The sequence below is a fragment of the Corynebacterium sp. ACRPJ genome, from assembly GCF_022347345.1.
Lineage (GTDB): Bacteria > Actinomycetota > Actinomycetes > Mycobacteriales > Mycobacteriaceae > Corynebacterium > Corynebacterium tuberculostearicum_D.
In genome coordinates this window covers 1-25,669 of sequence record NZ_JAKRNC010000003.1, presented here as the reverse complement: position 1 = coordinate 25,669, position 25,669 = coordinate 1, and the positions used below count along the sequence as shown (strand labels likewise).

The following is a 25,669-nucleotide window of genomic DNA, read 5'->3' as shown; positions in this document are numbered from 1 at the left end:
ACCTTCGCAATAAAAAGAGGTATTTATCACTATGTAAGGCAAGTTGACTCAATTCGAACGGGCCCTACCTTAGGAGCTCTCCATTTGTCGGGCATTAAAAAACGGACCAGAAGCCATCAGGGCAAAAATAACCAAGGTGGTGCCTACGCCGATAAGCGCCAAAGGCCACGCCGCGTTGCCGCTGCCGTCACCCGCATCTGCCGCATTAAGGCCCGCAAAGAAAAGAACAGTCCCAGAAACAAAAGACGCGAAGCCGCAAGCTCCAAGCAATAGCGGTACCACTAATGCGCGTAACATCTTTCCTCCTCCGCTGAGGGTTTTGACCGTGCAAAGGCAAGCGTATCGCACAAAGCGCAGAAGAAAACATAGAAAAAGCCACCCCGTTACAGGGGTGGCTATATGGAGCGGATGACGAGACTCGAACTCGCGACCCTCACCTTGGCAAGGTGATGCGCTACCAACTGCGCTACATCCGCACAACAAACCGGAGTTTGTTGCAGAGCCCCAAGTAGGACTCTCGTGCGCGATACTGGGATTGAACCAGTGACCTCTTCCGTGTCAGGGAAGCGCTCTCCCACTGAGCTAATCGCGCTTAATGCCCGAAGGCATTAAGAAGTTGAGGTGGAAACGGGAATCGAACCCGTGTGCACGGTTTTGCAGACCGTTGCCTCACCACTCGGCCATTCCACCGTGGCGATACCGCCTCACACAATACAGTGCTGGAGCGGATGACGAGACTCGAACTCGCGACCCTCACCTTGGCAAGGTGATGCGCTACCAACTGCGCTACATCCGCATGCGAAACCAGGCCCGGTTTCTAGGACAAAGTCCTTGTGCGCGATACTGGGATTGAACCAGTGACCTCTTCCGTGTCAGGGAAGCGCTCTCCCACTGAGCTAATCGCGCGCTATTCATTTAGAATCACTCTTCACAGGCGAACCCTTAGAAAAGCGTGGAGCGGATGACGAGACTCGAACTCGCGACCCTCACCTTGGCAAGGTGATGCGCTACCAACTGCGCTACATCCGCATTGCCCCGCGAACTTTGTACCGTTGCGGTGCGAGAAGAAACATTATCGTGCTCCGCGCCAGTTTCCAAATCCCCAGCCCAGCGGCATTCTTTCCGGCACCGATTTTTCACATTTGGGCCATCCCAAAACACACTGGTGTGATTCTCCCAAGACAGTGGACCGCAGGCCGCCTCCCCTTGATGCGCACTCCTGCCCAGCCAATTAGGTGTTTGAATTTGGTGCGGTGTAGATTTAGCCACCGCAAGGTCCTATAGCTCAGTGGGAGAGCGTTCCGTTCACACCGGAAAGGTCACTGGTTCAATCCCAGTTAGGACCACAATTTCCCGCCCACCGCTCCACTCCAAAGGGGCTTGGGCGGGTTTCTTTATATGCCTGTAAAGTGTCCCGACGTGTTGTGGATTCTCTTAGGCATTTTCGCCGGACTCGTTCTACCCGTTCAGACCCTGGTTAATACGCGCCTTCGCGCATCTACTGGCACGCCGTTTTCCTCTTCGCTCATCTCGTTTGCCGTGGGCACGATGACTTTGCTTGTCATTGCGACAGCCGTCACCGGCGGCGAGTTTGGTATTTCCCGTGCCTTTGGGGAACCGCTGTGGATTTGGTTCGGTGGCCTGCTCGGCGTGGTTGCGCTTACTGGAAATATCCTGTTGTTTCCTCATCTGGGTGCGGTCCAGACCGTAGTCCTTCCCATCGCGGGCCAAATCATGATGGGCCTTGTCATCGACCACTTTGGGCTGTTTGACTCCCCCACTTCCCCACTGTCCCTGATTCGCACTCTAGGTGCACTAGTTGTTCTCGGTGGAGTGATTTCTATTGTCGCCAGCCCCGGCGCGCCAACGAAGCAAGAAGACAGCGCTATGGCGTTGTGGCTGTGGCGCCTCGCAGGCTTTGTCTTTGGTTGCTTTACCGCAAGCCAATCCGCCATTAACGGCCACCTGGGCCAGATTACCGGGTCGCCCGTTAGTGCGGCTTTGGTGTCTTTTAGCATTGGCGTTTCCGCGCTCGTAATGCTCAATATTGTTTTGCGCTGGCGCCCTCGCATTGAGCGTCCCGAGGGAAAGGCTAACCCGTGGTGGATGTGGGCAGGCGGCGCCTTGGGAGCCTTGTTTGTCTTTGGCAACGCGGCCTTAGTACCGCAGATTGGCACTGGGCTTACTGTGGTGGCAACCCTTCTTGGTTCCATGTTGGGCTCCGTGCTCATTGATCGGATGCGGGGTGCCCGCGTCGCCATGCGCCAGGTAGCCGGCATTGCAGTGATCTTGGTTGGCGTAATACTCATCCGCCTAGTGTAAGCCCCTCTCCTGTGGCTATGCCCGGTACTTTGCCGTGCTGGGTATCTGGTGCCTTGACTAGGCTGGGAAGGCATGGATATCTCTTCGCTATTGGGCCCCGATTCCGGTGATGTATTCACCGTCCGCACGAATATGGTTAGCACGTTAACCGGCTCGGCAACCATGAACCACGTTTCCGAGGACATGGGAAACGACACTGACGGGCAGCTTTTTACTGCTCTACGTAACTGGGCAGACGTCGTGTTGGTGGGTGCGCAAACGGTGCGCGCAGAGGACTACTCCGGAGTAAAACCTAACGGGGTTGGTTCGCGGCCGACTCCTATTGCCGTGCCTTCCCGCAGCCTTGATTTCGATATCACCTCGGACTTCTTCACGGATTTTACTACCCCGCCCATCCTCCTAGTCCCCCATAGCAGCCGGGACGATCAAGAGCTCGCAAAGCGCATCGCGACCATCGAATCCACAGGCGCGGAAGTCTGCGATGCTGGCGAAGGAACCGTGCAGGACTACATATCTGTCTTAAAGGACCGCGGGTTTAAGCGCGTGCTGTGTGAGGGCGGGCCAGGAATGATTGGGCAGTTGGTAGATGTCGATGCCATCGACCAAATGTATTTGACCCTGGACCCACATCTATCTACCGGCGTGGAAACTCCCATGGCGACGTTTAAGGGCGAGCATTCCCATCGCCGCATGCAGTTAGAAAATGTCGCGACCGATCAGGATGGCACGGTGTTTCTGCGGTATTCCCGCGCCCGCTAGGCCGTAGACTAAGGGGCCGTGAATTCCCGTATCAATGCCGCTGCCTGGCCCGTGGCCATCCTGCTTGTTGTGCATCGCGTGTTCATCGTCGCGCGCAATGGCACGCCGACGGATGATTTCACCACCGTGTATAACGCTGTGGCACGCATGTCCACTGGCCAGCCGGTTTATGAGCAGGCTTATAACCACGTTGACCCGCTGTACCTGTATACCCCGGGGGCGACGCTGCTGCTCGCGCCGCTAGCTCATATTGATTTTTCGCTAGCACGGGGACTATTCATCGTCGCCAACGCTGCTGCAATCGTGGCAGCGCTAGCGGTGCTCACCCTTACGGTGGGCCGTAAACTTACTTCGGCAGTGTGGCCAGTATCTATCGCTTTGGCCTTTGTCACGGAATCGGTGACCAATACGCTCGCTTTTACCAATATCAACGGCATTCTCTTGCTATGCATGGCCGTGTTCTTGTGGGCTTTCGTGCGCGCCGAGCGCACCCCATGGCTGGGCTGGGTGGCAGGCGTGGTCATTGGCTTGGCCATCGTCATTAAGCCGCAATTTGCGCCATTGCTCTTCCTGCCCTTGGTCAAGCTGCAATGGCGCAGTCTTGCTACCGGCATTGGCGTACCGGTAATTCTCAACCTCCTAGCGTGGCCGCTCGTGCCGGGCGCTAGCGGCTTTGTGGATAACCTCCTGCCCTACCTCTCAGAAACCCGTGACTATGCCAATTCCTCCTGGGCAGGCTTCCACGCCTACGTTGACTTTGGCGCGGGACTGTATTGGACCGTGTGGTTGATTTTTGCCGCGCTTTCGGCCGCAGCGATTCTCGGGCTTTTGCGCTGGCGCAACTCCGACCCGACCTTGTGGGCACTGACGACGAGCGGGGCGATCATGGTGGGTATCTTCTTCCTGTCTTCCCTTGGCCAGCAGTATTACTCCATGTGGCTATTCCCATTGATGTTTACCGTTGTGCTCAAGCGATCGGTTTTCCATTCTGCGGGTGCGTGGTTTGCGGCCTTTTTCTATTTGGCTCCCGTTTCCTGGGCGTCTACAGCGCACCCGGATGCTGGTCGGTGGATGAATTTTTTCACGGCCACGGCGGGATGGGCGCTGCTTATCGTCGCAATTTTCGCTACGGTCGCCGGCTGGTGGCGTACCGCGCGCAGCACGGTTTAGACTCGGCCCATGACCGATTTCAAGCTCATTGCCGATACCGAATGGCGCCAGCGCTTAAGCCCCGAGGAATACTACGTCCTGCGCGAAGCCGGCACCGAGCCGCCCCACGTAGGCGAGTACACCAATACCACCACCGAGGGGGTCTATTCTTGCCGCGCGTGTGGAACGGAGCTTTTCCGCTCTACGGAAAAGTTTGAGTCCCACTGCGGCTGGCCTTCCTTTTTCTCCCCACTCGCAGGGGACAAAATCATTGAGCGCGAAGACAACTCGCTAGGCATGCGCCGTTTAGAGGTTTTGTGCGCCAACTGCGAATCCCACCTGGGGCACGTCTTTGAGGGCGAGGGCTACGATACCCCCACCGACTTGCGCTATTGCATCAACTCCATCTGCCTGGACTTGGAGGAAAAGCCGGTAGAAGGTGGCACCGCCTAAGGTGGCAGGCACAAGAAAGCGCGCCCCGTCAGCAGCCTAACGTGCAGGCTAGTGACGGGGCGCGGCTAAGAGGGGGACGTCGCCAAGCAGGGCTACTGCTGGGCGGCGTTACTTTTAGGGCAGTACTGCGATGAGCTCTGCTACGTCCTTGACGCGGCGGCCGGTGTGGAAAGGAATCTCCTCGCGCACGTGGTGGCGGGCCTCGGTGTAGCGCATCAGGTACATCAAGTCGACGATGCGGTGGAGCTCATCCGCCTCGAAGGCCAAAATCCACTCGTAGTCACCCAGGGCAAAGGCTGGGACGGTATTTGCGCGGACATCGGGGTAGTCGCGCGCCTGCATGCCGTGCTCCATAAGGATGCGGCGGCGCTTTTCATCATCCATGGTGTACCAGTCATAAGAGCGCACGAAGGGGTATACCGAGATCCACTCCTTCGGCTCCTCACCCATAATGAAGGAGGGCAGGTGGGACTTATTGAACTCTGCCGGACGGTGCAAGGAATTGCCCACCCAGGTCACTTCGCTGACTTGCCCCAGAGTGGTCTCGCGGCGGAAGTCCCCAAAGACCTTCTGCAGGTCAGAGAATTCCTCAGCGTGCCACCAGATCATGAAGTCGGCGGAATCGCGCATAGCCGTGAGGTCGTAAATGCCGCGCACCGTTACCTTCCCGGCCTTTTCCACGCCGGCAAAGAACTCCTGCGCTTGGGCGATGATCTCTGCTCGCTCAGTGCCGAGCGCGCCCGGAATCACCTTAAAAACCGCGTGCTGGGAATATTGCTGAACCGCGTTGAGTTCCTTGTAGTCGAGCTTTGCCATTGCGTTCTCCTTTGCAGAAGCCTTTGGGTTAACGAACATATCCATCATAAGTTGGATATAGAACGTTGTCACTTCCCGGCCACGAGGAGGACGACACGCCTCCGCATCGGCGCGCCTCCCCCAGCTAGAGGACGCGAAACTATAGCTTGAACGTCGTGAGCAATTCCGAATCGATCACCCCACGCAGCGCCGAGGCCTCCGCCCCCACCCCTTTGCACGGGCAGGCGGAAAGCCACGAGCCAGCCACCCCCGCCACTTTCACCCAAGCAGTGGAGTCCATGCACGCGGCCGACCTGCGCCCTGAGATCACCCTAGGCTCCATTCGCCCACCGCAACGCCTTGCGCCGTTTAGCCACGCTATCGGCCTCGAAGTGGGAAACGAAGACGACCCAGATATCGTGCCCACCGATGCAGAGGGCGACGCCTTTGGCCGCCTCATCCTGCTCCACGATCCGGGCGCTGAGGAAGCTTGGGAGGGCGCCATGCGCCTTGTGGCGTATATCCAGGCGGATATGGACGATGCCGTAGCAGGCGACCCGCTCTTGCCTGATGTGGCGTGGCAATGGCTCAATGAAGGCCTGGAAAAGGAAGGAGCCGACCACACCAATTTGGGCGGCACCGTCACCTCCACCGCGTCCGTGCGTTTTGGCGAGATTGGCGGCCCACCGCGCGCCTACCAGATCGAAATGCGCGCTTCGTGGACTGCCGAAGGCCTCGATCTCGCACCCCACGTGCAGGCCTTTGCCCAGGTATTGGCCAACGTTGCCGGACTACCCCCTGAGGGCGTCACCGAGCTCGGCCGCTAATATGCCAGAATTGCGCAGCCGGCCGCTCGAGGGCATCCCGCCGGTTCTTGCCACCCCGGAGGAATTCACCGCTGCCGCAGCCCGTCTCGCCGCGGGTACGGGCCCCTTTGCCATCGATACCGAGCGCGCCTCCGGCTATCGCTACGATGATCGCGCCTTCGTAGTGCAAATTCGCCGCCGCGGCGCGGGCACGATGCTTTTTGCCCCTGAGGGCCACCGCGAGGAGCTCACAGCCGCCCTTGCTCCAGTACTGAACGGCGCGGAATGGATTATTCACGCCGCCCATTCGGATTTGCCTTGTCTCGGGTGGCTCGGTCTCTTTCCCGGCTCCATCTTTGATACGGAACTGGCGGCACGGCTCGCGGGATTTGAACGGCCCAATCTGGGCACTGTGGTCGCAGAGCTTTTTGACGTCGAATTGGAAAAGGGCTACGGCGACGCCGACTGGTCCACCCCGCAGCTTAGCGAGGAACTCAAGGCCTACGCCGCGCTCGATGTGGAACTGCTCCTCGAGCTAGCCGACGCCCTGCGCGACATTTTGGCCGAACAAGACAAGATGGACTGGGCGCTGGAGGAATTTTCCGCCATAGTCCAGGAACATTCCGGAGACTTCGCTCCCCAGCAGCACACGTGGCGCGATCTGAAGGGCATCTCCAGTTTACGCAGCGGCAGTCAGCTCGCTGCTGCTCGAGCGCTGTGGGCTAAGCGCGACGCTATCGCTCGGCGCACGGACACTGCGCCAGGCCGGGTATTAGGAAATAAGACGCTGGTAGAAATTGCGCGCACCCTTCCCACCACCGCCGGCGAACTTACCCGCGTCAAGGGATTTCCTCGCCGTCGCAAGGGCGCGACTGCCCGGTGGATGGCTGTACTTAACCAAGCGCGCACCGTTCCCCCGCAGCAGCGGCCTCGCGTCCATCGCGCCCCACAACCGGTTCCTTCCAAAACCATCTGGGCCAAGGACTACCCGGACCTATGGGAGATATACCAAACTATCCGCGCGGATATCTCCGATCTCGCTACTGAACTCGGCATGCCATCCGAGCTTCTTATCCGCCCTGCCACTGTGCGTGCAGCGGTATGGGCGAAGGTAGGTGTGCGCGCCAATAAGCGCCACCGCGGACCTGATTCTGTCGCCGGCGCCATCCGGCAGCCTGGCGACGTCGCTGCCTTCCTGCGCGCGGAGGGCGCGCGCGAATGGCAAATAGAAATGACCGCCCCGATTATCGTGGACGGTCTTTTCTAGGAATATTTAGTGGGCTAGGTTTAGTCCTCTTCTCCTCGCGCGTTGGCATCAGCAGTGAGGTTTTCTAGCCACTCGCTTATCGACGCCGCCATAAGCTCAGGCGTCAACCCGAACTCTTCCAAAACCTCGCCGCGGGACCCGTGCTTAGGGAAGTAACCTGGGACGCCGAGTCGGCGCACAGGAGTATCGACCTCGGCTGCGCTGAGGGCCTCCGAAATCATGGAGCCAATACCGCCGCGTACAAGGCCGTCTTCTGCAGTAACCACCAAGTCGTGGTCAGCGGCGAGAGCCACCACAGAGCTTGCCACCGGCGCTACCCAACGCGGGTCAACAACGGTAACGTTCACACCCTGCTCGTCGAGCAGCTTCGCAGCCTCGATGCTGCGCGCGGACATGGCACCGATAGAAACAATGAGTACCTCAGGGGTGTCCTCCCCGGCATCGGCTTCGCCATAGTGCAGGATGTCTACGCCATCGCCCAACGTATCCACCGCTTCCATATCCGGCAGCAAATTGCCCTTAGGGAAGCGCACCACGGACGGGCCAGATTCAATCTCTAGCGACTCGCGGAAGAGCTCCCGCAGGCGCGCGCCATCGCGCGGGGCGGCAATATGCATTCCCGGCACGATGCTCATGAGCGCCATATCCCACACGCCATTGTGCGAAGCGCCATCGGAACCGGTAACTCCGGAGCGGTCAAGCACGATGGTTACCGGCAGCTTTAGCAGCGCAATATCCATAATGACCTGATCCACGGCGCGGTTTAAGAAGGTGGAATATACCGCCACGACGGGGTGCATCCCGCCAAGCGCCAGACCGGAGGCAGAGGTCATTGCGTGCTGCTCGGCAATTCCCACATCGAAGAACCGCTCTGGGAAGCGCTCTTGGAAGGGAGCGAGCCCAGTAGGACCTGCCATTGCGGCGGTAATGGCTACGATGTCATCGCGCTTCTCGGCAGCGGCTACCAGTTCCTCTGAGAAGGCGGCCGTCCAGCCAGGCTGCTTGGTGCCCTTAGCCACACCGGTGACCGGATCGATAGCACCGGTAGAGTGCATCTGGTCCTTCGGTTCATTGACGGCCGGGGCAAATCCGTGGCCCTTTTCGGTAACCACGTGCACGATGATGGGCCCGTCATAATCGCGGGCATAAGTCAGGGCATGTACCAAGCTATCGATATCGTGGCCATTGATGGGGCCGATGTACTTCATGCCCAGTTCCGGGAACATTTCGGTAGGCAAGACGGTGGACTTGACGCCCTCTTTCATGGCGTGCAAGGCATCAAAGGCACGCTCGCCTACCCATCCCATTTGCTTCAAGCGGCGCTTGCCCTGTTCCATGAGCTCGTCATAACCGTGCTGGGAACGGATACGGCCAAGGTTTTCGGAAATGCCACCGATAGTGGGCGAATAGCTACGGCCGTTGTCATTGACCACGATGACCGCATTGCGGCCCTTGTCCTCCGAGATATTATTTAACGCCTCCCAGCACATGCCGCCGGTGAGGGCGCCATCGCCGACAACACCGATGACATTGCGGTGACCGTCGCCGCGAATCTTGAAGGCCTTAGACAAGCCATCGACCGTAGACAGCGAGGCCGAAGCGTGGGAGGACTCGGTCCAGTCATGCTCGGACTCGCCGCGGTCCGTATACCCCGAAAGGCCATCCTTTTGCCGCAAGGTATCGAATTGATCCGTGCGCCCAGTCAGCATCTTATGCACATAGGACTGGTGCGAAGTGTCAAAAATAATGGGCTCGCGCGGAGAATCAAATACGCGGTGCAACGCAATGGTCAATTCCACCACGCCCAAGTTAGGCCCCAGATGTCCGCCCGTGACGGAGACCTTGTCAATGAGGCGCTGTCGAATCTCTGCCGCCAGCTCCTCAAGCTTGTCTGCAGACAGTGCCTTGAGGTCCTGCGGCGAGTTAATGGTATCCAAGATAGTCATGGAGCGGCCTTCAACTCCTTCTGTGCTTAGTTCTTCTTTTCTACCGTACCCGCGGCGGGCGGTGAATATTATATCGGTCAATGTTCCGAGAACGGCGCGGCAACGTGCAACACCCCGCCTCGGAGCCACAAAGGCTCATTAGGCAGGGGTAATGAGCGCAATCGTTTCAAAGTGGTGCGTTCCAGGGAACGCGTTAATGAGTGCCATCTTCTCTATTCCGTATCCGTGCTGGTTCCAGTATCCCAAGTCGCGCGCGAAGGTGGCGGGGTCACATCCCACGTGAACGACCGCCTGGGGTGCAGCGGCCGCCACGGAACGAATCACGTCCTCCCCTGCTCCGGTGCGCGGCGGATCAAGGACTACAGCGCCAGGCTTGGGAAGCTGGGCGGCGACCTGCTCCACCTTCGCGGACTTTACTTCCACATCGCAGTCCGCAAGGGCGGCCTGTTCCCCGGCCGTAGCCGCCGGTGAGTAATCCACGGAGATAACCTTGCCCTGCACGGCATGGGCCAGTGAGGGAACGAATAGGCCTACGCCGCCGTAGAGATCCCAGGCGGTGTGCTCTTGGTACTCGCGGCCCCCGAGCCACTCCTCTATCAGATCGGTATACGCGGCCGGTGCGTGGCTGTGGGCCTGCCAGAAGGCGGTAGCAGGAAAGCTAAAAGTCCGCCCGTCGACATGCTCGTGCACCTTGCCGCTGCCTTCTACCACCTCACGAATGGTCTCCACGCGGCGCCCGCGCGGGGCCTTGCGGGTTTCTACCACGTGGCGGTTGCCCTCGCCATCGAGAACGGCGATGACCTCGGCGCCTGGGGTAAACCGGCGCGCGCCCTCTCCAACGAGCCCTTCTGCCAATCCCGGAGCCAGCTGCGTACACGCAGCTTCCGTAATGAGTTCATTGGACCGACGCTGACGGGTTCCGGCGCGCCCTTGCTTATCGACGCCCCACCTCACCCGCGTGCGCCATCCCCGAACCGGCTCTAGGGTGTGCTGCTCAATTTTCAGTTCCTCGCCGGTGACAACGCCGGTTCGGCGCAGCTGATCCGTCAAGATCTCTGCCTTGATTCCGGTTTCAGCCGCGGGATCCAGCTCGTCAAAATCGCAGCAGCCTGCTCCTTGCGCGGCTGCAGGACAAAACGATGGAACGCGCAACGACCCAGGACTTAGTACACTTTCCAGCTCTGCCTTAATGAACGACTTTTTTACACGGCCGGCCGTAGCTTTTACGACGTCACCAGGAAAAGCGCGAGGAACGAATACCACTCGCCCATCCGGCGCCTGGCCAATTCCTTCCCCGCCGTGCGCCATGCGGTCAATGGTGACCTCAAGACTATCGCCGCGGCTCATCGTTGATTCAGTCATTTTCTGCCTCAGACTTTGGTTCTCGTTCTGCGTTAGTGTGCTCACCTGCGCCCGCCGCTGCGTCAACGGCTGCATCCGCGCGGCGCACCATCCACACGGTCAGCGCCGTAACTAGAAGCGTCAATGGCCACCCCATCAAGATTCGGGTCACCCCTAAGGCCGTGGTTGCATCCGCATCATAAATGGCGCGCTGAATAACAAAACGGGCCAGGAAGATAACCGCCCACCCACCAGTAGCGATGGCATAGGCCCGGCGCGCCTGGGCAACCTTTTGCCACTGCATTTCCTCGCCATTAATCCCCTTCCAGATGACACCCACAGCGGGCCACCGAAAGAGGATTGATAGTACCGCGGCAATACACAGCGCCAACGACATCCAGATGCCGTACAAGAAATACCCTTTGGCATCACCGGTAAACCAGGCGATGGCTGCGCAAAGGGCCACTCCCAGCAGACCCGATATGGCTGGCTGCAGGGTCTCTTTCCGGATTACCCTCCAGAGTGCAATAACAACGGCCACGCCGAGCGCCGCTGCCAAGGCTGGTCCCAGCCCAAAGAAATTATTGACAGGAATCAGCACAATGACCGGCAAAGTAGCCGACACGAGCCCTGATAAGCCACCCATTTGCTCCAGCAAGGTGGGTTCGGCAGCAGACTCCTCAGAGTCCAGGTTCTTAGCGTCCGGGGAAGGTTGCGGCGAGGAAGAATGTGTCACGTGGTTTACTGCTTTGCCTAGTTCTTGGAATTAGGTGCAGATCCCTCATCGGGATTCTGCGGGGACGATCCATTTTCACCCTGTTGTGGGCTGCCACCCAAATCGCGCAAGTGTTGTTCCGCCTCTGCTTCTGCCGCAGGGTCAGGGCCGCCCACGCCGTTTTCTGGGTGGTCTTGAGCATTAACGGCTGCCTGCTGTTCTTGCTGGCGCTGGTCCATGGCCTGCTTGACCTGCTCTACCAGCTGCTCGGGCATGATGACTGGCAAAGCGTTTCCTGCCAGGATGGGGTCTTCTCCGCGGTAGACGAAGGTACGGGCGGCTACCTCGCGAGCCATGTCTGCGAGGTCGGCTTCCATACCGGCCGGCGCGGCCAGGGTCATGCGCAGCATCCAGCGCGGACCATCTGCGCCGATAACGCGGACCTGGCCGTTGTCGTTCTTGCCCACGACCTCAGCACCCCAAGGCCCCGGCTCGGTGGTGACGGTAAGTCCGTCGCGGCTCATGCCCTCCTTAATTTCCTCCACGGATTCTGCCCACTGGCCTGGCTTACGTGGGGCGGCAAAGGCTACGGGAGTAATTCGGCCTACCTTGGTCACGATGTGCAGCATTCGTGGGCCTTGTTCGCCCATTTCTACCTGTACCTGGGATTCCTTTGGCAGTGGGATGCGCAGGGAACCCAGATCTAGTACGCCAATGGAAAAGTCGCTGAAATCGAAGGTCTCGATATCGACGGAGTCACCATCAAAGGGGCCGGTCTGGCCATTGATGGCATCATGGGCGAATTCGCGGGGTTCGTTTCCAGAAGCCGCCGCAGCGTCTGCCGCGGTGTCGCCTACTGGAGCATAAGTCTCCTGCGCCTCCGCATCCGCGGACGTGGGGGCCGCCGGCTTTTCGCTTTGTGCTGCAGGCTTGTCCTGAGCCTTCTTTTCTTCGTCGTTCTTCTTGCCAAAGGGCCAGATTCCCATGGGTGCTACGTCCTTTCTAAAAGTTTCGTTGAGTCTCTACTGCTTTAACTACACACCGGTAGAGCCATAGCCACCGGCTCCGCGGACGGTGTCATCCAATTCTTCAACCTCAGCAAACCCCACCAGCTCTACGCGCTGGACCACGAGCTGAGCGATGCGCATTCCGCGTTCGATCTCAATGGGAGTGTGCCGGTCGTGGTTGATGAGGCAGACCTTGATCTCCCCGCGGTAATCGGCATCTACCGTGCCCGGGGTATTGACAACGGAAAGCCCTTGCTTGGCGGCTAGTCCGGAGCGCGGGTGAATTAAGCCGACCGTTCCTAGTGGCAGCGCAATGGCAATCCCGGTGCCGACGAGGGCGCGCTCGCCGGGTTGCAGGGTAAGAGCTTCGGCTGCGTAAAGGTCTGCACCGGCGTCACCACGGTGGGCACGGTGCGGTAATGGAAGCTCCTTATCCAGGCGCTTGACTTTAACGTCCCCAAAGGGGCTTTCTGGTTGAGAATGCGGAATCGAGTCAGTCACCTGGCCAATCCTACCTGCCTTGGGAGGTTCATTCTGCGGCGCGTGTGGTCTAGACTGACTAGACGTGTCTGATACATCTGCTACTTCCGCAACTCCGGCACCGTCAAGCGCCGCTTCGCCACAGGGCACGGTGGACTCTCAAGTGCTCTACCGCGAACGCCAATGGGTCCCTTGGTACTTTTGGCTTTTTGCAGCCGCCATCGTGGCACTTACTTCCGCTACCGCCGGCCTTAACCGCTCCATGTGGTGGACCATTATTCCCGCGATCCTCCTTGGCGCTATCGCAGTGTGGGTACTTATTACCTGGTCCAATACGGTCATCAAGGTAGAGCGTGACCCGGATGGAACGCGTTGGCTCACGGTCAAAGATGCCCAGTTGCCCAACGACGTCGTGTCGCGGTCTATCACCGTTCCGAAATCTGCGCGGCGCAATGCGCTGGGTCCACAATTCGATCCCGCGGCGTTTTTGGTCTCCCACGCTTGGGTCGATGAGCACGCCATGATGGTGCTCGATGATCCAGAGGACGATACTCCTTATTGGCTTATCGCCTCGAAGGATCCGGAGGCCTTGCTCCACGCCTTTGTTCCGGAGCAGCACTAATCTTTATTGACTTTGCACACCACCAAAATTTTGGTGGTTGCTACAGCAAACCCCGCACTCGGCACGTAGAAGGTTGCCAAGTGCGGGGTTTCGTTTCTGGTGCGTATTCCCTGATTTCTAGTGGTCGTGGAAACACCTGACATGGGTTAGGTGATTGTGTGAAGTCGAAATGGGTTCCGGATCCTGCTGTTGTGGCGCGGTTTGCGTCGTTGGTTCGGGCTGGTAGTTCAATACGGACGGCTGCTGGGGTGGTTGGTTTAGCGCGGTCGGTGGCGTATCGGCTTGCTGGTGAGTTGGACTTGCCGCGCAAGCGCCGCAGGACTACTGGCTCGGCTGATAGTCAGGAAATAGCTCGCCTGTGGCTGGAAGGTGTGGCACCGATGGATATTGCGCGCCAGCTTTCTATAGGCTCTTCTCCGGTGTACCGCATCGGTATTGAGCTTGGTTTGTGGAAGCGCAATCCACATGGCCGCAAAGCTGCGGCCACAACTGGCCGGTGTAGTTATCTGCAATTGCGCGCGAATGCTTTAGGCCGCAAAGATGCCGCTTTAGCCTGTGGCATTCATCCGCGTAGTGCTGCTGATATAGACAAAGGTGTCATTAAGCTTTCCACTGGACGTGTGCCTTTTGTCCCGGCTGGCCCAGATGTGGCGCTGTATAACAGGCTTATGCAGGTAGTTGAGTACGTTGATGGTCGCCAAGCAGTCCCAGTCCAGGTTATTTCCCAACAGCGTATCGATAGGCGTATTTCTTCGCGCTACTTATCGGTAGAAGAGCGCGAGCTCATCTTTGATCTTGACCGGCAAGGCAAAGGTATACGTGAGATAGCTCGGCGTCTTCAGCGCTCTGCTGGCACTATCAGCAAGGAACTTAAACGCAACCGGGATGAGTTTGGGGTATATCTTCCCACGCATGCGCACCGTAAATCGGTGTTGCGTAGGTTTAGACCGAAACAGCGCAAGATTGATGCCAATCCACGCTTGCGCACGGTGGTCTGGGAAATGGTAAAAGACAGGTACTCGCCAGAGCAGATTTCTGGGCGGTTGCGCAGTTGCTACCCCGGTGATGAGACTATGTACGTGTGTCCTGAAACGATTTATCAGTCTTTGTATTTCCAGGCTAAAGGTGAGTTGAAAAAGGAAGTCGCTGCTGCACTGCGTCGCGGTCACGCCCAACGTCGACCTCGTGGCACGCGCAGTGCCCGCAGGCGGTTTGTTGACCCTATAGTGATGATTTCCGACCGGCCAGCAGAAGTAGACGACCGAGCCGTACCAGGTCATTGGGAAGGCGACCTCATTTTAGGCGCGGGCAATAAGTCTGCAATTGGGACTCTCGTAGAACGAACCACGCGCTATGTCATCTTGCTGCATCTACCTAATGGGCATAATGCTACCGAAGTAAATGAAGCACTTACTAAAGCGATCGCTGGCTTGCCAGATCATCTCAAAGGATCACTTACCTGGGATCAGGGAAGTGAAATGGCCTGCCATAAGGCCTTTTCTGTAGCGACAAACTGTCCCGTGTTCTTTTGCGATCCTGGCTCGCCGTGGCAGCGAGGCACCAATGAAAACACCAATGGACTACTTAGGCAGTACTTCCCTAAAGGAACAGACCTAAGCGTTCACAGTGCAGCGGACCTAGAATTCGTCGCCATGCAACTCAACCGCCGCCCCCGCAAAACCCTGGGCTTTCAAACACCAGCCGAGAAAATGGCCGCACTGATAAACTCAACCGAAACATAAGAAGTGTTTCCACGACCACTAGAATCCGCCTTCCTTTTAGGCGCAATCCTTGCAGATTGGCTGGCCGTCCTCTTCGTGGGAGTAACGCTTATTGGACTGCACTAGGAAACACGAACCACAGGTAAACTCATTTTCCTGACGTGGAACTACCTCAACATTAAGCTCCTCGCCAGTGAGGTCTACTGATGGCGGCTGGAAGGCTTCGACGATTTCTCCGTCATCGTCCATGCCGTTGTTATCGCTCTCAGCGGCTTTGAGTCCTTCTAGGGAGTCAGTTTCGAGTTCATCTTCCGCGCGCCGGCGCGGTGCGTCATAATCGGTGGCCATAATGCACGCCCCTAATGGTCAAGTTGCTTTAAGGAATGGGTATTTATCGATCGCGCATAGTAAAGCACAAATGGCTAGATGTCATCTCACCGCTCGCCGGCGTGGGAAACTATTACCCCCGCAGCGCGTCCGTGGCCCCGTGCGCTGCTAAAAGCTTTTCGAATGCGGGGGCCAAATCTGCCCCCGCGGCCCAGGTAAGTTCACCGTCAGCGGAGCCTTTATCAAAGCCTGGATGGCGCACCACCGCACCTGCCTCGCGAGCAATGATTGCCCCGGCAGCGAAGTCCCACGCATTGATGCCGTGTTCAAAGTAGGCATCAACGGTTCCCTCTGCCACCCTGCATAGGTCGAGCGCTGCAGCGCCGATGCGGCGAATATCATGCACATTAGGCAGGAGCTTGGTGAGAAGCTCGGCTTGGGCTGCTCGCCGGTCAGCTTCGTAACCAAAGCCGGTAGCTACCAAAGCCAAGGCAGGATCTTGTGTCTGGCCACACCGCAGTGCGTGCTCAATTCCGTCTGGGCCGGTGACCGTGGCGCCTTGGCCGGCTGCGGCAGCATAGGTGCACCCACGCGCCACGTTGACCACCGCGCCAGCGACGAGGTGCCCTTGGTACTCTGCACCAATGGATACGGCGTAATCCGGCACCCCATAGAGGAAATTCACGGTGCCGTCAATCGGATCGACAATCCAGGTAACGCCACTGGTCGATTCCTCATTGGCGCCTTCTTCGCCAAAGATTCCATCCCCGGGCCGTTGGGTGCGAATGGTGGTGGCAATGAACTCCTCTGTCGCGGTATCGACCTCCGTTACGGGATCTACGTCGCTGGACTTGGTGTGGGTATGCGCCGCGATGCCGTCACCTGCGACTAGTTCTGCGCGGCGCGCAGTAATTAATTCCGCAGCGCGCGTGGCGATAGAAACGGCAAAATCCCGCAATTGGAGAAAATCGATCTGCTCAGTCATGCCAACTATTGTGCCTTCTTCTAGACTGTCGGGCATGACTACTCTTTCTGGCCATTCCTTTGGCATCGATATCGGAGGCTCCGGCATTAAAGGCGCTGAGGTGGACCTTGCCACCGGCGAATTCGTGGGCGAGCGTTTGAAGATCGCCACCCCACAGCCGTCTACGCCGCATGAAGTTGCCAAGGTAGTAGCCCAAATCGTGCAGGAAAAGCAGTGGGACGGCCCCGTTGGCATCACCCTGCCTTCCGTGGTTCGCAACCAGGAAGTCGAGACTGCGGCAAATATTTCCAAGGATTGGATTGGGGTCAACGCCACAGAGCTCTTCGCGGACTACCTGGATGCGGATTTTGCCGTGCTTAACGACGCCGACGCGGCGGGACTAGCCGAGGTTGCCTACGGAGAGGACATCGCCAAGCAGGGCTCCGTAATCTTCCTAACCCTGGGCACCGGTATCGGTTCGGCCTTCTTCCTAGACGGCCAGTTGTTCCCGAATACCGAATTGGGGCACCTCACGGTGGGCGGTGACGAGGCTGAGAAGATTGCGTCCTCGGCTGTAAAGGACCGCGAGGAACTCAAATACAAGCAGTGGACGAAGCGACTCAACAAGGTCCTCGCGGAATATGAAAAGCTTTTTAACCCGCAGGCCTTCCTCATCGGGGGTGGGATTTCCCGCAAGTTTGAAAAATGGGGCCCACACCTTGATATTGAAACCCCCGTCATGCCTGCACAACTGCGCAATCGCGCAGGAATTGTCGGAGCTGCGATGGCGGCGGTAGACGGTTTGAAACCGTAGTATTCACGCACTGCAGGTGACCCTATCCACCGGCAGATTGGAAAGATCCTCTATACTGGGCGGTCGATCCTAAGTTAAATAGCTCTAGGGCGTGTCTGGCCTGCATAAGGCCACAACGCGTTAACATCACACTGATGCACGAGCGCCCGACTAGGGCGCACTGAGCTGTTTCAATCAAGAAGTTAGTCGAAAGGGCGTACGTGGCAGCCACTGAATCTTCAGACCAGGCACTCGGCGAGGGCGAAAACGCCGCTGAGGCATCTACTCCTGCAAAGAAGACCGCCAAGAAGACGGCAAAGAAAACCGCGAAAAAGACGGCTAAGAAGACGGCCAAAAAGACCGCTAAGAAAACAGCCAAGAAAACCGCGAAGAAGACCGCCAAAAAGTCGGCCAAGAAGACCACTAAGAAGTCTGCCAAAAAGGCCACTAAGAAGACGGTCCGCAAATCCGCGGCAAAGAAGCAGGAATCCACAGCCGAGTCCGAAAAGCAGGCACAGCCGGAAGCAGAAGAGGAGCTCGAGGAGGACGAGCACGACGAGGACGTCGACTTCGATCCCACAAATGCGGACATCGAAGACGATGATGACTTCGACGCCGGCGAAGACCTCGAAGACGATGATCTCGAAGAGGATTTGGACGACGACGATGAGGAAGAAGAGGAAGACTCCTCTTCCGTCTGGGACGAGGAAGAGTCCGCTGCGCTGCGTCAGGCCCGCAAGGATGCGCAGTTAACCGCCTCTGCTGACTCCGTCCGCGCCTACCTCAAGCAGATTGGTAAGGTCGCCCTGCTCAACGCCGAGCAAGAGGTTTCCCTGGCCAAGCGCATCGAGGCTGGCCTGTACGCACAGCACCGCATGGATGAGATGGAAAAGGCCCGCGCCGAAGGCGATAAGGCTGCCAAGCTCTCCCCCATGGAAAAGCGCGACCTGCGCAGCATCGCCCGCGATGGCCGCAAGGCCAAGAACCACCTGTTGGAGGCCAACCTGCGTCTGGTGGTTTCCTTGGCCAAGCGCTACACCGGCCGTGGCATGGCTTTCTTGGACCTCATTCAGGAAGGCAACTTGGGTCTTATCCGCGCGGTGGAGAAGTTCGACTACACCAAGGGCTATAAGTTCTCCACCTACGCCACGTGGTGGATCCGCCAGGCCATTACCCGCGCCATGGCTGACCAGGCTCGTACCATCCGCATCCCAGTGCACATGGTGGAGGTCATCAACAAGCTGGGCCGCATCCAGCGCGAGCTCTTGCAGGACTTGGGCCGCGAGCCTACCCCGCAGGAGCTGGCGAAGGAGATGGATATCACCGAGGAAAAGGTGCTCGAAATCCAGCAGTACGCCCGCGAGCCCATTTCCTTGGATCAGACCATCGGTGACGAAGGCGATTCCCAGTTGGGTGACTTCATCGAGGACTCCGAGGCCGTCATTGCGGTCGACGCCGTATCCTTCACCTTGCTGCAGGACCAGCTCCAAGACGTTCTGACTACACTGTCCGAGCGTGAGGCCGGCGTGGTTCGCCTCCGCTTTGGCTTGACCGACGGTATGCCGCGCACTTTAGACGAGATCGGCCAGGTCTACGGAGTTACCCGCGAGCGCATTCGCCAGATCGAGTCCAAGACGATGTCGAAGCTGCGCCACCCCTCTCGTTCCCAGGTACTGCGCGATTACCTCGACTAAGAGGCCAAGCTTGCCAAGGCAAGCGACAAGACGCACACGCTTGCCGACGCCGCCCTCGCCTCCCCCGTTAGCTCTAAGGTGCGGAGGGACGCGAGGGCATTTTGCATCTGTGGCACAAGCAAGAGTCCCAAGGATGAGTCCTAAGCCTTAACGTCATGGGTTCGCAGCCAGGCAACAGATGCAATCCAAGCTCCGATGACGAAACAGATAGAAACAGCCATCCTGAACGCGATACCGCGCACATCAGGAGTATCATCTGCGCCGAAGGCGGTACTGCCGAGCGAAATCGTCGACGTAACCATAGCCGGTGGCAGCAGCATCGGGATGAGCCGAATACCGCTGTAGAGAATTCCAACTGAGACAATCGCGCCCACAAGTGAAATCGCCACGGGCGTGGCAAAGCTGCGAAAGATCATCGAGAAAAAGGATTGCCAGGCCCCGACTGCGAACGCCGGGATGATTGCTAAGAACAGCGCGCTCAAGTTGAGAGGCGAAATCTCTCCCTGTATTCCTAAGCCGCGTCCAATGCCTAAGGCCAGCGCGATGAACACCGCCTGCATTAGCGCGATGAGGACCATGATGGAGAAAAGCTTGGCCGCGACTACTTCTCCCGCCGAGCGCGGTGAGGTCAAAATAGTGTTCCAATTGTGGTTGCGGTGTTCCAGGCGCCAGGCAGCTGCAGCGATGATGGCCACTCCCACAGTCATAAAGATTAAGCCGTAGAACAGCGTTGCTTGGGAAAGATAGCTTGCCCATCCGGCATTAAGTGACGCCAAGTTAGCGTGATAATTCGCGGCACCAATGCCGACTGCTATAGACGGCACGAGGAAGATGACAGCCCATACGTAGGAGCGTCGAAATTTCAGCAGGTCGATAGCAAACATGAACTTATTCCTCCTGGGAGTCAAGCGTGCGACAAAGCACGGTGAAGATGACGGTTACAACGGCGATGAACAGTGCCCATGGAATCCACAGTGGTTCGATGCTCACCAGGCCTTCGGGGCGGAAGGTAAATGGGGATAAGACTGCGTAATAACCGAAGGGATTAATGAGCGTGACCGCGGTTGGAGAAAGCATTCCTGCCACACCGAGGAAGCCGCCTACTACCCCAGTGCTGAGCACCACGAGCTGGGATTCCACGCGTGCTGCCTGCCACAAGAAAATCGCCATCAGTGCGCACGAGGTTCCATATAGACCAGCTGCTGTGAGAACCCATGTGCCGGGTGAATCAATCGACTGTGCGCCAAAGAGGAATGGAGTGGTCAAGACCGAGAGCAATTCAACTACCTTTACTGCGGCTAGGACAAGGGCTAAAGCTGCGAACTTCGCGCGGAGCAGACCACCGCGGCGGTATCCGGCGATGGAATTAAGCCGCCAGCCGCCGTGGAGATGCTCTACATCGGCTGCGCGGCTGGCTAGCAATGCCACCTGCACCGGAGTGAGGAAGGCCGTCACCATGATGTAACCAAGGAGATGTCCGCCCCATTGACTATGCGGATCTTGCTGAAATTGTTCGGCGGTGTGCTCACCCACCAGATTCATACTGGAAAAGGCAACGATGGCGAGCGTGACAGCAAGGGCTAGCGGCAGCATCCGGGTATGCCGCATCTTGGCATATTCATTCTGCAACATCATTGCAAGCCACCTCGTCCCGTAATCGAAATGAAGATCTCTTCGAGACTGCGGTGCGTTCTTAGCACCTGGTAGATGGGCACGCCATGGTTGACGAGCTGCGTACAAGCCCCCGCGACGTCGCGCTCGCTTAAGTTCGGGACCCGAATGCCACCTTCTACAAAGCGCACTGAGATACCCGCGAGTGCTTGCGCCGCTTCCTCGGGGTTCGGGGTTTCGATAAAGACTTCAGGCGGCTGGGAATGGAAAAGCTCCTGCTTTGTACCTTGGAAGAGCAACTGCCCGCGATTGATAATGGTCAGCTCACTAGCCATCTTTTCGATTTCCGAGAGAAGGTGGCTCGAAACCAATACGGTTCGCCCCTCATCGGCAGCGAGGCTGACGATGAGATTGCGAATCTCTTCGATGCCGGCAGGGTCAAGACCGTTCGTTGGTTCATCAAGGATCAGAAGCTGCGGGTTACGAATCATAGCCATTGCGATGCCGAGGCGCTGCTTCATGCCCAAGGAATAGTTCGCTACTTGCTTGTCCAGCTGCTTTTCCAGCCGCACGAGGTGCACTGCGCGATCGATGTCTTCTGCCTCAGCGCGTAGAAGCCGCGCAGCGATGCGCAAGTTCTCTCGCCCGGTGAGGTGCAAATAGGCCGAAGGCTGCTCGATGAGCGAGCCGGTGCGGGCCAAGGCCCGGCTGCGCGTCTTAGGCCCGAAAGGCTCGCCGAACAAACTGATGCTTCCCTCAGTCGGCTTTGCCAGACCCAAAAGCATTTTCATGGTCGTGGACTTGCCCGAACCATTCGGCCCCAACAAACCGTGAACGACACCGTGGCCGATTGCCATATCAAGGCCGTCGACGGCCTTGAATCCTTTATATTCCTTGGTCAAACCCTGAGTTTCGACAACATATTCTGTGCTCATAACTCAATCGTTGCCCGGCGCGCCTACGCCGCACATCGCCGCGAGGCACGATTTTGCGAGTCATACCGGGGTATTAGGAGCTAAGCAGGTCAGCACGGGAGACAACTCCTGTGCGATAGGCGAAAAGAGCTGCGTGTACACGGTCCCTAGAACTCGTCTTGGCGAGCACTCGTCCAACGTGCGTCTTGACGGTCGGCATAGAGATGAACATCCGCTCACATATCTCTGTGTTTGACCATCCCATCCCGATTGCTTCAAGGATTTCTTGTTCACGGGCAGTCAGCGATTCAAGTACCCGACGGTCTGCGCCGCTAATACTCAGCGTGTCCGTGGATTCATCCCTCATACTGTGGACAAGGCGCTTAGTGGCGCGGGGTGAGATTACCGCGTCTCCGCGATAGACAGTGCGCAACGCGCTTAGTAGCTCCTCTGGCTCTGCGTCCTTGAGCACGAAGCCACTCGCTCCTGCTCGCAGCCCGGCTACTACATAGTCTTCGTCATCGAAGGTTGTCAGAATGATGACCTTCATCTCTGGAAGAGTGGATGCGATCTCAGCAGTGGCGCTAATTCCATCGCGGACAGGCATCTGTACATCCATGAGCACCACATCAGCAGGCGTGGCCGCGCATTGGGTCAGCGCATCTTCGCCATCGTTTGCTTGCCAGATAACATCCATGTCTGGCTGCGAACTAATGATCTGGGCAATCCCGTGCAGGAAGAGAACCTGGTCGTCTACCAATCCGACTTTCATTGCTTACTTCCTCCTACGGTGGGTAACTCTGCTTCTACTATCCATGTGCCAGCATCACTGCGCTGTTGGAAGGTTCCTCCAACCAATTCCGCTCGTTCCTTCATGCCAGCAATGCCATGTCCCTCGCCTCGAGCATCACCCATATATCCATTGCGCACCTCAAGGCGGACGATACCTTCAAGCCATTCGACTAGTACGTCTGCTTGCCCGCCACCATGTTTGTTCGCATTGGTCAAAGCCTCTTGGACAATTCGGTACAGACTTAGTGACGTCGCGGCGGAAAGTTCTTCAGGTGGCGTTCCTGTGCAGCGATATCCCGCAGCAATGCCAGCGCTTCTAACGCTGTTAATGAGTTCTGGAAGATCACCGAATCCCGCCATCGGTTGAGTGCCGCGCTTTTCCCCTGTGCGCAGCAAGCCCACGACTCCCCGCATCTCCCTCAAAGAGGTCCTTCCCACGCGGGAAATAGACTTCAAAGCTTCTTCTTGCGCTTCCGTGTCTTTGGTGTAGAGCGCCCCATCGGCCTGGGCAACTATGACCGATAGCGAGTGCGTGACGACGTCATGGATCTCACGTGCGATAAACGCCCGTTGTTCCGTCGAGCTTTTCTCGAATTCCAGGCGTTGTTTCTCTAGAGCACGCGAAATCTCCCGTGTGCGTTCTTCCTCTGCTCTCCTACGCAGTTCACCCACAAGCATGCATACCGCAAGGACCAGTAGGCTCCAGCCCACGACGAAAAGGCGCCGCGCAATATCCTGTGCTGCTTCCTGTACCGTTTGGCTCACCCAAAATACGCCGATAAAGTCCGCAGCAAGCATCCCTATAGTCATTATTCGACGCAGGGGATCTTCCAGCCTGCGGCGAATAATGTAGGCGACCTGCCCCGCAAGGATTATGATGCCTACAGTGAGTTCCACCTGGAAAAGGCTGGCGAAGAGCACCATTGATGCAACGAAGACCACCAGGCGCGGCCACCGCCTGCTTATAATTGGCATTAGCACGACCAAGGCGATAATCAGGTAGTCAAAGAGCGGCCGGGACATCAGCTCCCTACCGATGAGAGACGCCGCTCCGCACAAAAGCGACACCGCAAGGTCACGAATCATTCGCCTATCAGAAAAGACTTCCACGCCTCTACGCTATCCGGTTCGACGAGTTAAGTAGTCATGCCTGAGTACGATTCCGTCGGCCATTTTTATCCAAGGCCGGGTCTAGATAGACCTCCTTCCCCACAAATTCGGGAAGCCAAAGGTAGGAAAACTGCGCCCCGCTCTGTGAACTGGCCCCCAAAAGTTGGACTGGTTTAATTCTAGGCGGTGAGGGGTTCAAGGGCCTGATTCCGATATTGCATCGGGGTCAGGCCCTTGAGTCGTTGTTGGATGCGTTCGGTGTTGTACCACTGGATGTACTCGTCGATCGCTTGGGTGAATTCCTCGACGGTGTCAAAGACTTCCCCGTGGTACATCTCGGCCTTCACGTGCCCGAAGAAGTTCTCCATTACTGCGTTGTCGTAGCAGTTGGCTTTACGCGACATCGACTGGACACCGCCGTTGTCACCGATCAGGTTACGCCAGGAGGAATGCTGGTACTGGAATCCTTGATCGGTGTGCATCATCCACCCAGGCTTCGGCGCACAGGCCGCAATCGCCTTAGTCAAGGATTCGGCGGTAAACGCTGCCGTCGGCGATGTAGCCACGGTGTGGGCGACGATTGAGCGGTCGAACAAGTCCATCACCGGTGACAAATACACTTTTCGGCCTGCGACCCTAAACTCGGTGACGTCGCTGACAAAGACGGTGTTTGGCTTATCTGGGGTGAACTTGCGGTCAAGCTTGTTGTCAGCAATGCGACTTTTAGTTCCTGCGTAGGAAATATACGGTCTGCGTTGGCGGATCTTGGCCCGAAGCCCCATCTGGCGCATGAGTTTGTAAACGAGTTTGTGGTTGACCACCCAGCCCTTGTTGCGCAGGTCCAGCAACACTCGCCGGTAGCCGTAGCGATGCTTGTTAGCCTCGAAGCTTTCTAGGATCGCCTCCTTGATCGCAGCGTGCTTATCTGGCTCGCTGAGTCGTTTCTGGTGGTAGAAGAATGTCGCCCGCGGCATACCGGCTGCCTCTAGGAGGTCCTCCAAGCGGTGGTGAGACTTGAGGATGACGATCGCTTGGACTTTCAGGCGCGTCCCTGATTCCTCAAGTCCCGCAATTTTTTTAGGTAGGCATTTTCGGCCCGCAACCGTTCGTTTTCGCGACGTAGCTTATCTTCTTCAGAAAGCACTTTCGGCTTAGCTGAACCTTTAGGCCTGCCCTTCGGCTTCGGTTTTAAGGCGTCATCGCCGCCTTTGCGCCATTTCCGCGACCAATATCCAACCACTTGGTCTGACGACAGGCCAAACTCACGGGCAAGACTCATCTTTGACTCGTGAGGTTACCCTCGAGTAGTGGACACCCTATTTGTGCGGATCTTGTGTCCGTAGGAGAGGATGTTCATTGTGAGTCAACAGCGCAAGAAATACACGCCGGAGTACCGGCGTGAAGCCGCAAACCTGGTAATCGAGTCGCAGCGCCCGATTGCTCATGTGGCTAAGGAGATTGGTGTATCAGCCACAATTTTGGGCAGGTGGGTCAAACTCGAGCGTGAGCGCCGTGGAGCATCAGATGGGATGAGCGAGGCGGATCTTCGTGCTGAGAATGCTCGTCTGCGCCGTGAGCTGGCGGAAGCCAAGATGGATAATGAGTTTTTGTCAAAAGCGACAGCCTTCTTCGCTGCGAAGCAACGCGAGCAGAAAAGTTCGAATTGATGCGGCAGGAGAAGGCGAACTACAGCATCAAACGTATGGCACGGCTATTAAAAGTGTCTCGGTCTGGATACTACAAATGGTCTCATACGCAGCAGAAGCGGCTATCCGGCGACGATGATCGCGCAGCATTCTACGACGATGTTGACCGTAAGATTCATCAGATTTGGTCGGACTCCGACCAGGTTTATGGTGCTCCGCGGATCACCGCAGAACTTATCGAGCGGTACCACATTTCGCTTAATCGTAAGACTGTGGCTAAACGAATGCGCATGATGAGCATTGAAGGGATTTCCCCGCGGGCCTTTGTCCCAGTGACAACGGTCCAAGCCAAACGTAAGTCCACGCTTCCTGACCTGGTCAAGCGCATGTTTGATACCGGTGAGCTCAACCGAGTGTGGATGTCGGATATTACCT

26 protein-coding genes, 7 tRNA genes and 1 pseudogene are annotated in these 25,669 nt (G+C 57.5%); 13 read left to right on the top strand and 21 right to left on the bottom strand.

Going from position 1 to position 25,669, the window contains the following annotated elements:
- Positions 1-69: 69 nt before the first annotated feature.
- The 7 genes from MHY08_RS02790 to MHY08_RS02760 form a co-directional block, all read right to left on the bottom strand.
- Entirely contained in the window at positions 70-297 is a 228-nt protein-coding gene (locus MHY08_RS02790) for a hypothetical protein (protein ID WP_204608806.1), read from the bottom strand.
- Between the two features lie 103 nt (positions 298-400).
- A tRNA-Gly gene (locus MHY08_RS02785) sits at positions 401-476 on the bottom strand.
- A gap of 44 nt (positions 477-520) precedes the next feature.
- A tRNA-Val gene (locus MHY08_RS02780) sits at positions 521-592 on the bottom strand.
- A gap of 27 nt (positions 593-619) precedes the next feature.
- Positions 620-690: transfer RNA gene (locus MHY08_RS02775), tRNA-Cys, on the bottom strand.
- Between the two features lie 30 nt (positions 691-720).
- A tRNA-Gly gene (locus tag MHY08_RS02770) sits at positions 721-796 on the bottom strand.
- Between the two features lie 38 nt (positions 797-834).
- Positions 835-906 (bottom strand) — tRNA-Val (locus MHY08_RS02765).
- A gap of 47 nt (positions 907-953) precedes the next feature.
- Positions 954-1,029, bottom strand: a tRNA-Gly gene (locus MHY08_RS02760).
- A 245-nt stretch (positions 1,030-1,274) separates the two neighbouring features.
- On the opposite strand from MHY08_RS02760, the gene MHY08_RS02755 reads away from it, so the two are divergent.
- From MHY08_RS02755 to msrB, 5 genes are all read left to right on the top strand, one after another.
- Positions 1,275-1,346: transfer RNA gene (locus MHY08_RS02755), tRNA-Val, on the top strand.
- A gap of 73 nt (positions 1,347-1,419) precedes the next feature.
- Complete coding sequence (locus MHY08_RS02750; RefSeq protein ID WP_239235210.1) at positions 1,420-2,322, top strand: DMT family transporter; 903 nt, start codon at positions 1,420-1,422, stop codon at positions 2,320-2,322.
- A gap of 72 nt (positions 2,323-2,394) precedes the next feature.
- Positions 2,395-3,081: a pyrimidine reductase family protein gene (locus tag MHY08_RS02745; protein WP_239235208.1), complete on the top strand. Its 687-nt coding sequence runs from the start codon at positions 2,395-2,397 to the stop codon at positions 3,079-3,081.
- An 18-nt stretch (positions 3,082-3,099) separates the two neighbouring features.
- Positions 3,100-4,251 carry a glycosyltransferase family 87 protein gene (locus MHY08_RS02740; RefSeq protein ID WP_239235206.1) on the top strand — a complete coding sequence of 384 codons (1,152 nt, stop codon included), beginning with the start codon at positions 3,100-3,102 and terminating at the stop codon, positions 4,249-4,251.
- A gap of 9 nt (positions 4,252-4,260) precedes the next feature.
- Positions 4,261-4,683 carry a peptide-methionine (R)-S-oxide reductase MsrB gene (msrB, locus tag MHY08_RS02735; protein WP_239235204.1) on the top strand — a complete coding sequence of 141 codons (423 nt, stop codon included), beginning with the start codon at positions 4,261-4,263 and terminating at the stop codon, positions 4,681-4,683.
- 114 nt (positions 4,684-4,797) lie between these two features.
- On the opposite strand, the gene hemQ is transcribed toward msrB, so the two are convergent.
- A complete protein-coding gene (gene hemQ, locus MHY08_RS02730) occupies positions 4,798-5,499 on the bottom strand; it encodes a hydrogen peroxide-dependent heme synthase (protein WP_239235202.1) in 702 nt (233 codons plus the stop codon).
- 212 nt (positions 5,500-5,711) lie between these two features.
- On the opposite strand from hemQ, the gene MHY08_RS02725 reads away from it, so the two are divergent.
- Both MHY08_RS02725 and MHY08_RS02720 read left to right on the top strand, forming a co-directional pair.
- Positions 5,712-6,305, top strand: a complete 594-nt coding sequence (locus MHY08_RS02725; protein ID WP_239235411.1) for a DUF3000 domain-containing protein — start codon at positions 5,712-5,714, stop codon at positions 6,303-6,305.
- 1 nt (position 6,306) lies between these two features.
- The gene (locus MHY08_RS02720) at positions 6,307-7,551 is read left to right on the top strand and encodes an HRDC domain-containing protein (RefSeq protein WP_239235199.1); all 1,245 of its coding nucleotides are present in this window, start codon (positions 6,307-6,309) and stop codon (positions 7,549-7,551) included.
- Between the two features lie 20 nt (positions 7,552-7,571).
- Here the strand turns inward: MHY08_RS02720 and dxs are convergent, their stop codons facing one another.
- From dxs to dut, 5 genes are all read right to left on the bottom strand, one after another.
- The gene (gene dxs, locus MHY08_RS02715) at positions 7,572-9,497 is read right to left on the bottom strand and encodes a 1-deoxy-D-xylulose-5-phosphate synthase (RefSeq protein WP_239235196.1); all 1,926 of its coding nucleotides are present in this window, start codon (positions 9,495-9,497) and stop codon (positions 7,572-7,574) included.
- Positions 9,498-9,635: 138 nt separating this feature from the next.
- On the bottom strand, positions 9,636-10,859 hold the full coding sequence (locus MHY08_RS02710; RefSeq protein ID WP_239235193.1) for a class I SAM-dependent RNA methyltransferase: 1,224 nt from the start codon (positions 10,857-10,859) through the stop codon (positions 9,636-9,638).
- Positions 10,852-11,574, bottom strand: a complete 723-nt coding sequence (locus MHY08_RS02705; RefSeq protein ID WP_370658780.1) for a DUF3159 domain-containing protein — start codon at positions 11,572-11,574, stop codon at positions 10,852-10,854. The genes MHY08_RS02710 and MHY08_RS02705 overlap by 8 nt, the downstream gene beginning before the upstream one ends.
- A 17-nt stretch (positions 11,575-11,591) precedes the next feature.
- Positions 11,592-12,539, bottom strand: coding sequence for a DUF3710 domain-containing protein (locus MHY08_RS02700; RefSeq protein WP_239235191.1), 948 nt, complete (start codon positions 12,537-12,539; stop codon positions 11,592-11,594).
- A 48-nt stretch (positions 12,540-12,587) separates the two neighbouring features.
- Entirely contained in the window at positions 12,588-13,061 is a 474-nt protein-coding gene (gene dut / locus MHY08_RS02695; RefSeq protein ID WP_239235190.1) for a dUTP diphosphatase, read from the bottom strand.
- Positions 13,062-13,203: 142 nt separating this feature from the next.
- On the opposite strand from dut, the gene MHY08_RS02690 reads away from it, so the two are divergent.
- Positions 13,204-13,662, top strand: coding sequence for a DUF3093 domain-containing protein (locus MHY08_RS02690; RefSeq protein WP_239235409.1), 459 nt, complete (start codon positions 13,204-13,206; stop codon positions 13,660-13,662).
- A gap of 668 nt (positions 13,663-14,330) precedes the next feature.
- Complete coding sequence (locus MHY08_RS02685) at positions 14,331-15,404, top strand: IS30 family transposase (protein WP_239235408.1); 1,074 nt, start codon at positions 14,331-14,333, stop codon at positions 15,402-15,404.
- 36 nt (positions 15,405-15,440) lie between these two features.
- Here the strand turns inward: MHY08_RS02685 and MHY08_RS02680 are convergent, their stop codons facing one another.
- Together MHY08_RS02680 and MHY08_RS02675 are read right to left on the bottom strand one after the other, a co-directional pair.
- Positions 15,441-15,731 carry a DUF4193 domain-containing protein gene (locus MHY08_RS02680; RefSeq protein ID WP_005325023.1) on the bottom strand — a complete coding sequence of 97 codons (291 nt, stop codon included), beginning with the start codon at positions 15,729-15,731 and terminating at the stop codon, positions 15,441-15,443.
- A gap of 112 nt (positions 15,732-15,843) precedes the next feature.
- Positions 15,844-16,731, bottom strand: a complete 888-nt coding sequence (locus MHY08_RS02675) for an inositol monophosphatase family protein (RefSeq protein ID WP_239235189.1) — start codon at positions 16,729-16,731, stop codon at positions 15,844-15,846.
- Here MHY08_RS02675 and ppgK point away from each other — a divergent pair.
- The gene (ppgK, locus tag MHY08_RS02670; protein ID WP_239235188.1) at positions 16,730-17,488 is read left to right on the top strand and encodes a polyphosphate--glucose phosphotransferase; all 759 of its coding nucleotides are present in this window, start codon (positions 16,730-16,732) and stop codon (positions 17,486-17,488) included. The two genes, MHY08_RS02675 and ppgK, sit on opposite strands and share 2 nt — an antisense overlap.
- 200 nt (positions 17,489-17,688) lie before the next feature.
- Positions 17,689-19,161, top strand: coding sequence for an RNA polymerase sigma factor (locus MHY08_RS02665; protein WP_239235187.1), 1,473 nt, complete (start codon positions 17,689-17,691; stop codon positions 19,159-19,161).
- Positions 19,162-19,301: 140 nt separating this feature from the next.
- Here the strand turns inward: MHY08_RS02665 and MHY08_RS02660 are convergent, their stop codons facing one another.
- The 6 genes and pseudogenes from MHY08_RS02660 to MHY08_RS02635 form a co-directional block, all read right to left on the bottom strand.
- A complete protein-coding gene (locus MHY08_RS02660) occupies positions 19,302-20,045 on the bottom strand; it encodes an ABC transporter permease (protein ID WP_204608763.1) in 744 nt (247 codons plus the stop codon).
- A gap of 4 nt (positions 20,046-20,049) precedes the next feature.
- Complete coding sequence (locus tag MHY08_RS02655; RefSeq protein ID WP_239235186.1) at positions 20,050-20,796, bottom strand: ABC transporter permease; 747 nt, start codon at positions 20,794-20,796, stop codon at positions 20,050-20,052.
- Positions 20,793-21,707, bottom strand: a complete 915-nt coding sequence (locus MHY08_RS02650) for an ABC transporter ATP-binding protein (RefSeq protein WP_204608759.1) — start codon at positions 21,705-21,707, stop codon at positions 20,793-20,795. Before MHY08_RS02650 ends, MHY08_RS02655 begins: the two co-directional genes overlap by 4 nt.
- 73 nt (positions 21,708-21,780) lie before the next feature.
- Complete coding sequence (locus tag MHY08_RS02645) at positions 21,781-22,458, bottom strand: response regulator transcription factor (protein ID WP_239235185.1); 678 nt, start codon at positions 22,456-22,458, stop codon at positions 21,781-21,783.
- Positions 22,455-23,588, bottom strand: a complete 1,134-nt coding sequence (locus MHY08_RS02640; protein WP_239194915.1) for a sensor histidine kinase — start codon at positions 23,586-23,588, stop codon at positions 22,455-22,457. The genes MHY08_RS02645 and MHY08_RS02640 overlap by 4 nt, the downstream gene beginning before the upstream one ends.
- A 179-nt stretch (positions 23,589-23,767) precedes the next feature.
- Positions 23,768-24,876 (bottom strand): annotated as a pseudogene (locus tag MHY08_RS02635) (IS3 family transposase); the annotation flags it as partial.
- A gap of 70 nt (positions 24,877-24,946) precedes the next feature.
- On the opposite strand from MHY08_RS02635, the gene MHY08_RS02630 reads away from it, so the two are divergent.
- Both MHY08_RS02630 and MHY08_RS02625 read left to right on the top strand, forming a co-directional pair.
- Positions 24,947-25,255, top strand: coding sequence for a transposase (locus tag MHY08_RS02630; RefSeq protein WP_239194917.1), 309 nt, complete (start codon positions 24,947-24,949; stop codon positions 25,253-25,255).
- Between the two features lie 53 nt (positions 25,256-25,308).
- Positions 25,309-25,669: IS3 family transposase (locus tag MHY08_RS02625; protein ID WP_239235184.1), on the top strand; the 361-nt coding region annotated here is incomplete at its 3' end.

Coding starts and splice junctions, on each gene's coding strand:
- MHY08_RS02710 (WP_239235193.1), bottom strand. CDS start 10,859: ATGACTGAATCAACGATGAGCCGCGGCGATAGTCTTGAGGTCACCATT.
- MHY08_RS02675 (WP_239235189.1), bottom strand. CDS start 16,731: ATGCCCGACAGTCTAGAAGAAGGCACAATAGTTGGCATGACTGAGCAG.
- MHY08_RS02680 (WP_005325023.1), bottom strand. CDS start 15,731: ATGGCCACCGATTATGACGCACCGCGCCGGCGCGCGGAAGATGAACTC.
- dxs (WP_239235196.1), bottom strand. CDS start 9,497: ATGACTATCTTGGATACCATTAACTCGCCGCAGGACCTCAAGGCACTG.
- MHY08_RS02645 (WP_239235185.1), bottom strand. CDS start 22,458: ATGAAAGTCGGATTGGTAGACGACCAGGTTCTCTTCCTGCACGGGATT.
- MHY08_RS02685 (WP_239235408.1), top strand. CDS start 14,331: ATGCAGGTAGTTGAGTACGTTGATGGTCGCCAAGCAGTCCCAGTCCAG.
- MHY08_RS02655 (WP_239235186.1), bottom strand. CDS start 20,796: ATGATGTTGCAGAATGAATATGCCAAGATGCGGCATACCCGGATGCTG.
- MHY08_RS02700 (WP_239235191.1), bottom strand. CDS start 12,539: ATGGGAATCTGGCCCTTTGGCAAGAAGAACGACGAAGAAAAGAAGGCT.
- msrB (WP_239235204.1), top strand. CDS start 4,261: ATGACCGATTTCAAGCTCATTGCCGATACCGAATGGCGCCAGCGCTTA.
- MHY08_RS02790 (WP_204608806.1), bottom strand. CDS start 297: ATGTTACGCGCATTAGTGGTACCGCTATTGCTTGGAGCTTGCGGCTTC.
- MHY08_RS02720 (WP_239235199.1), top strand. CDS start 6,307: ATGCCAGAATTGCGCAGCCGGCCGCTCGAGGGCATCCCGCCGGTTCTT.
- hemQ (WP_239235202.1), bottom strand. CDS start 5,499: ATGGCAAAGCTCGACTACAAGGAACTCAACGCGGTTCAGCAATATTCC.
- MHY08_RS02745 (WP_239235208.1), top strand. CDS start 2,395: ATGGATATCTCTTCGCTATTGGGCCCCGATTCCGGTGATGTATTCACC.
- MHY08_RS02650 (WP_204608759.1), bottom strand. CDS start 21,707: ATGAGCACAGAATATGTTGTCGAAACTCAGGGTTTGACCAAGGAATAT.
- ppgK (WP_239235188.1), top strand. CDS start 16,730: ATGACTACTCTTTCTGGCCATTCCTTTGGCATCGATATCGGAGGCTCC.
- MHY08_RS02660 (WP_204608763.1), bottom strand. CDS start 20,045: ATGTTTGCTATCGACCTGCTGAAATTTCGACGCTCCTACGTATGGGCT.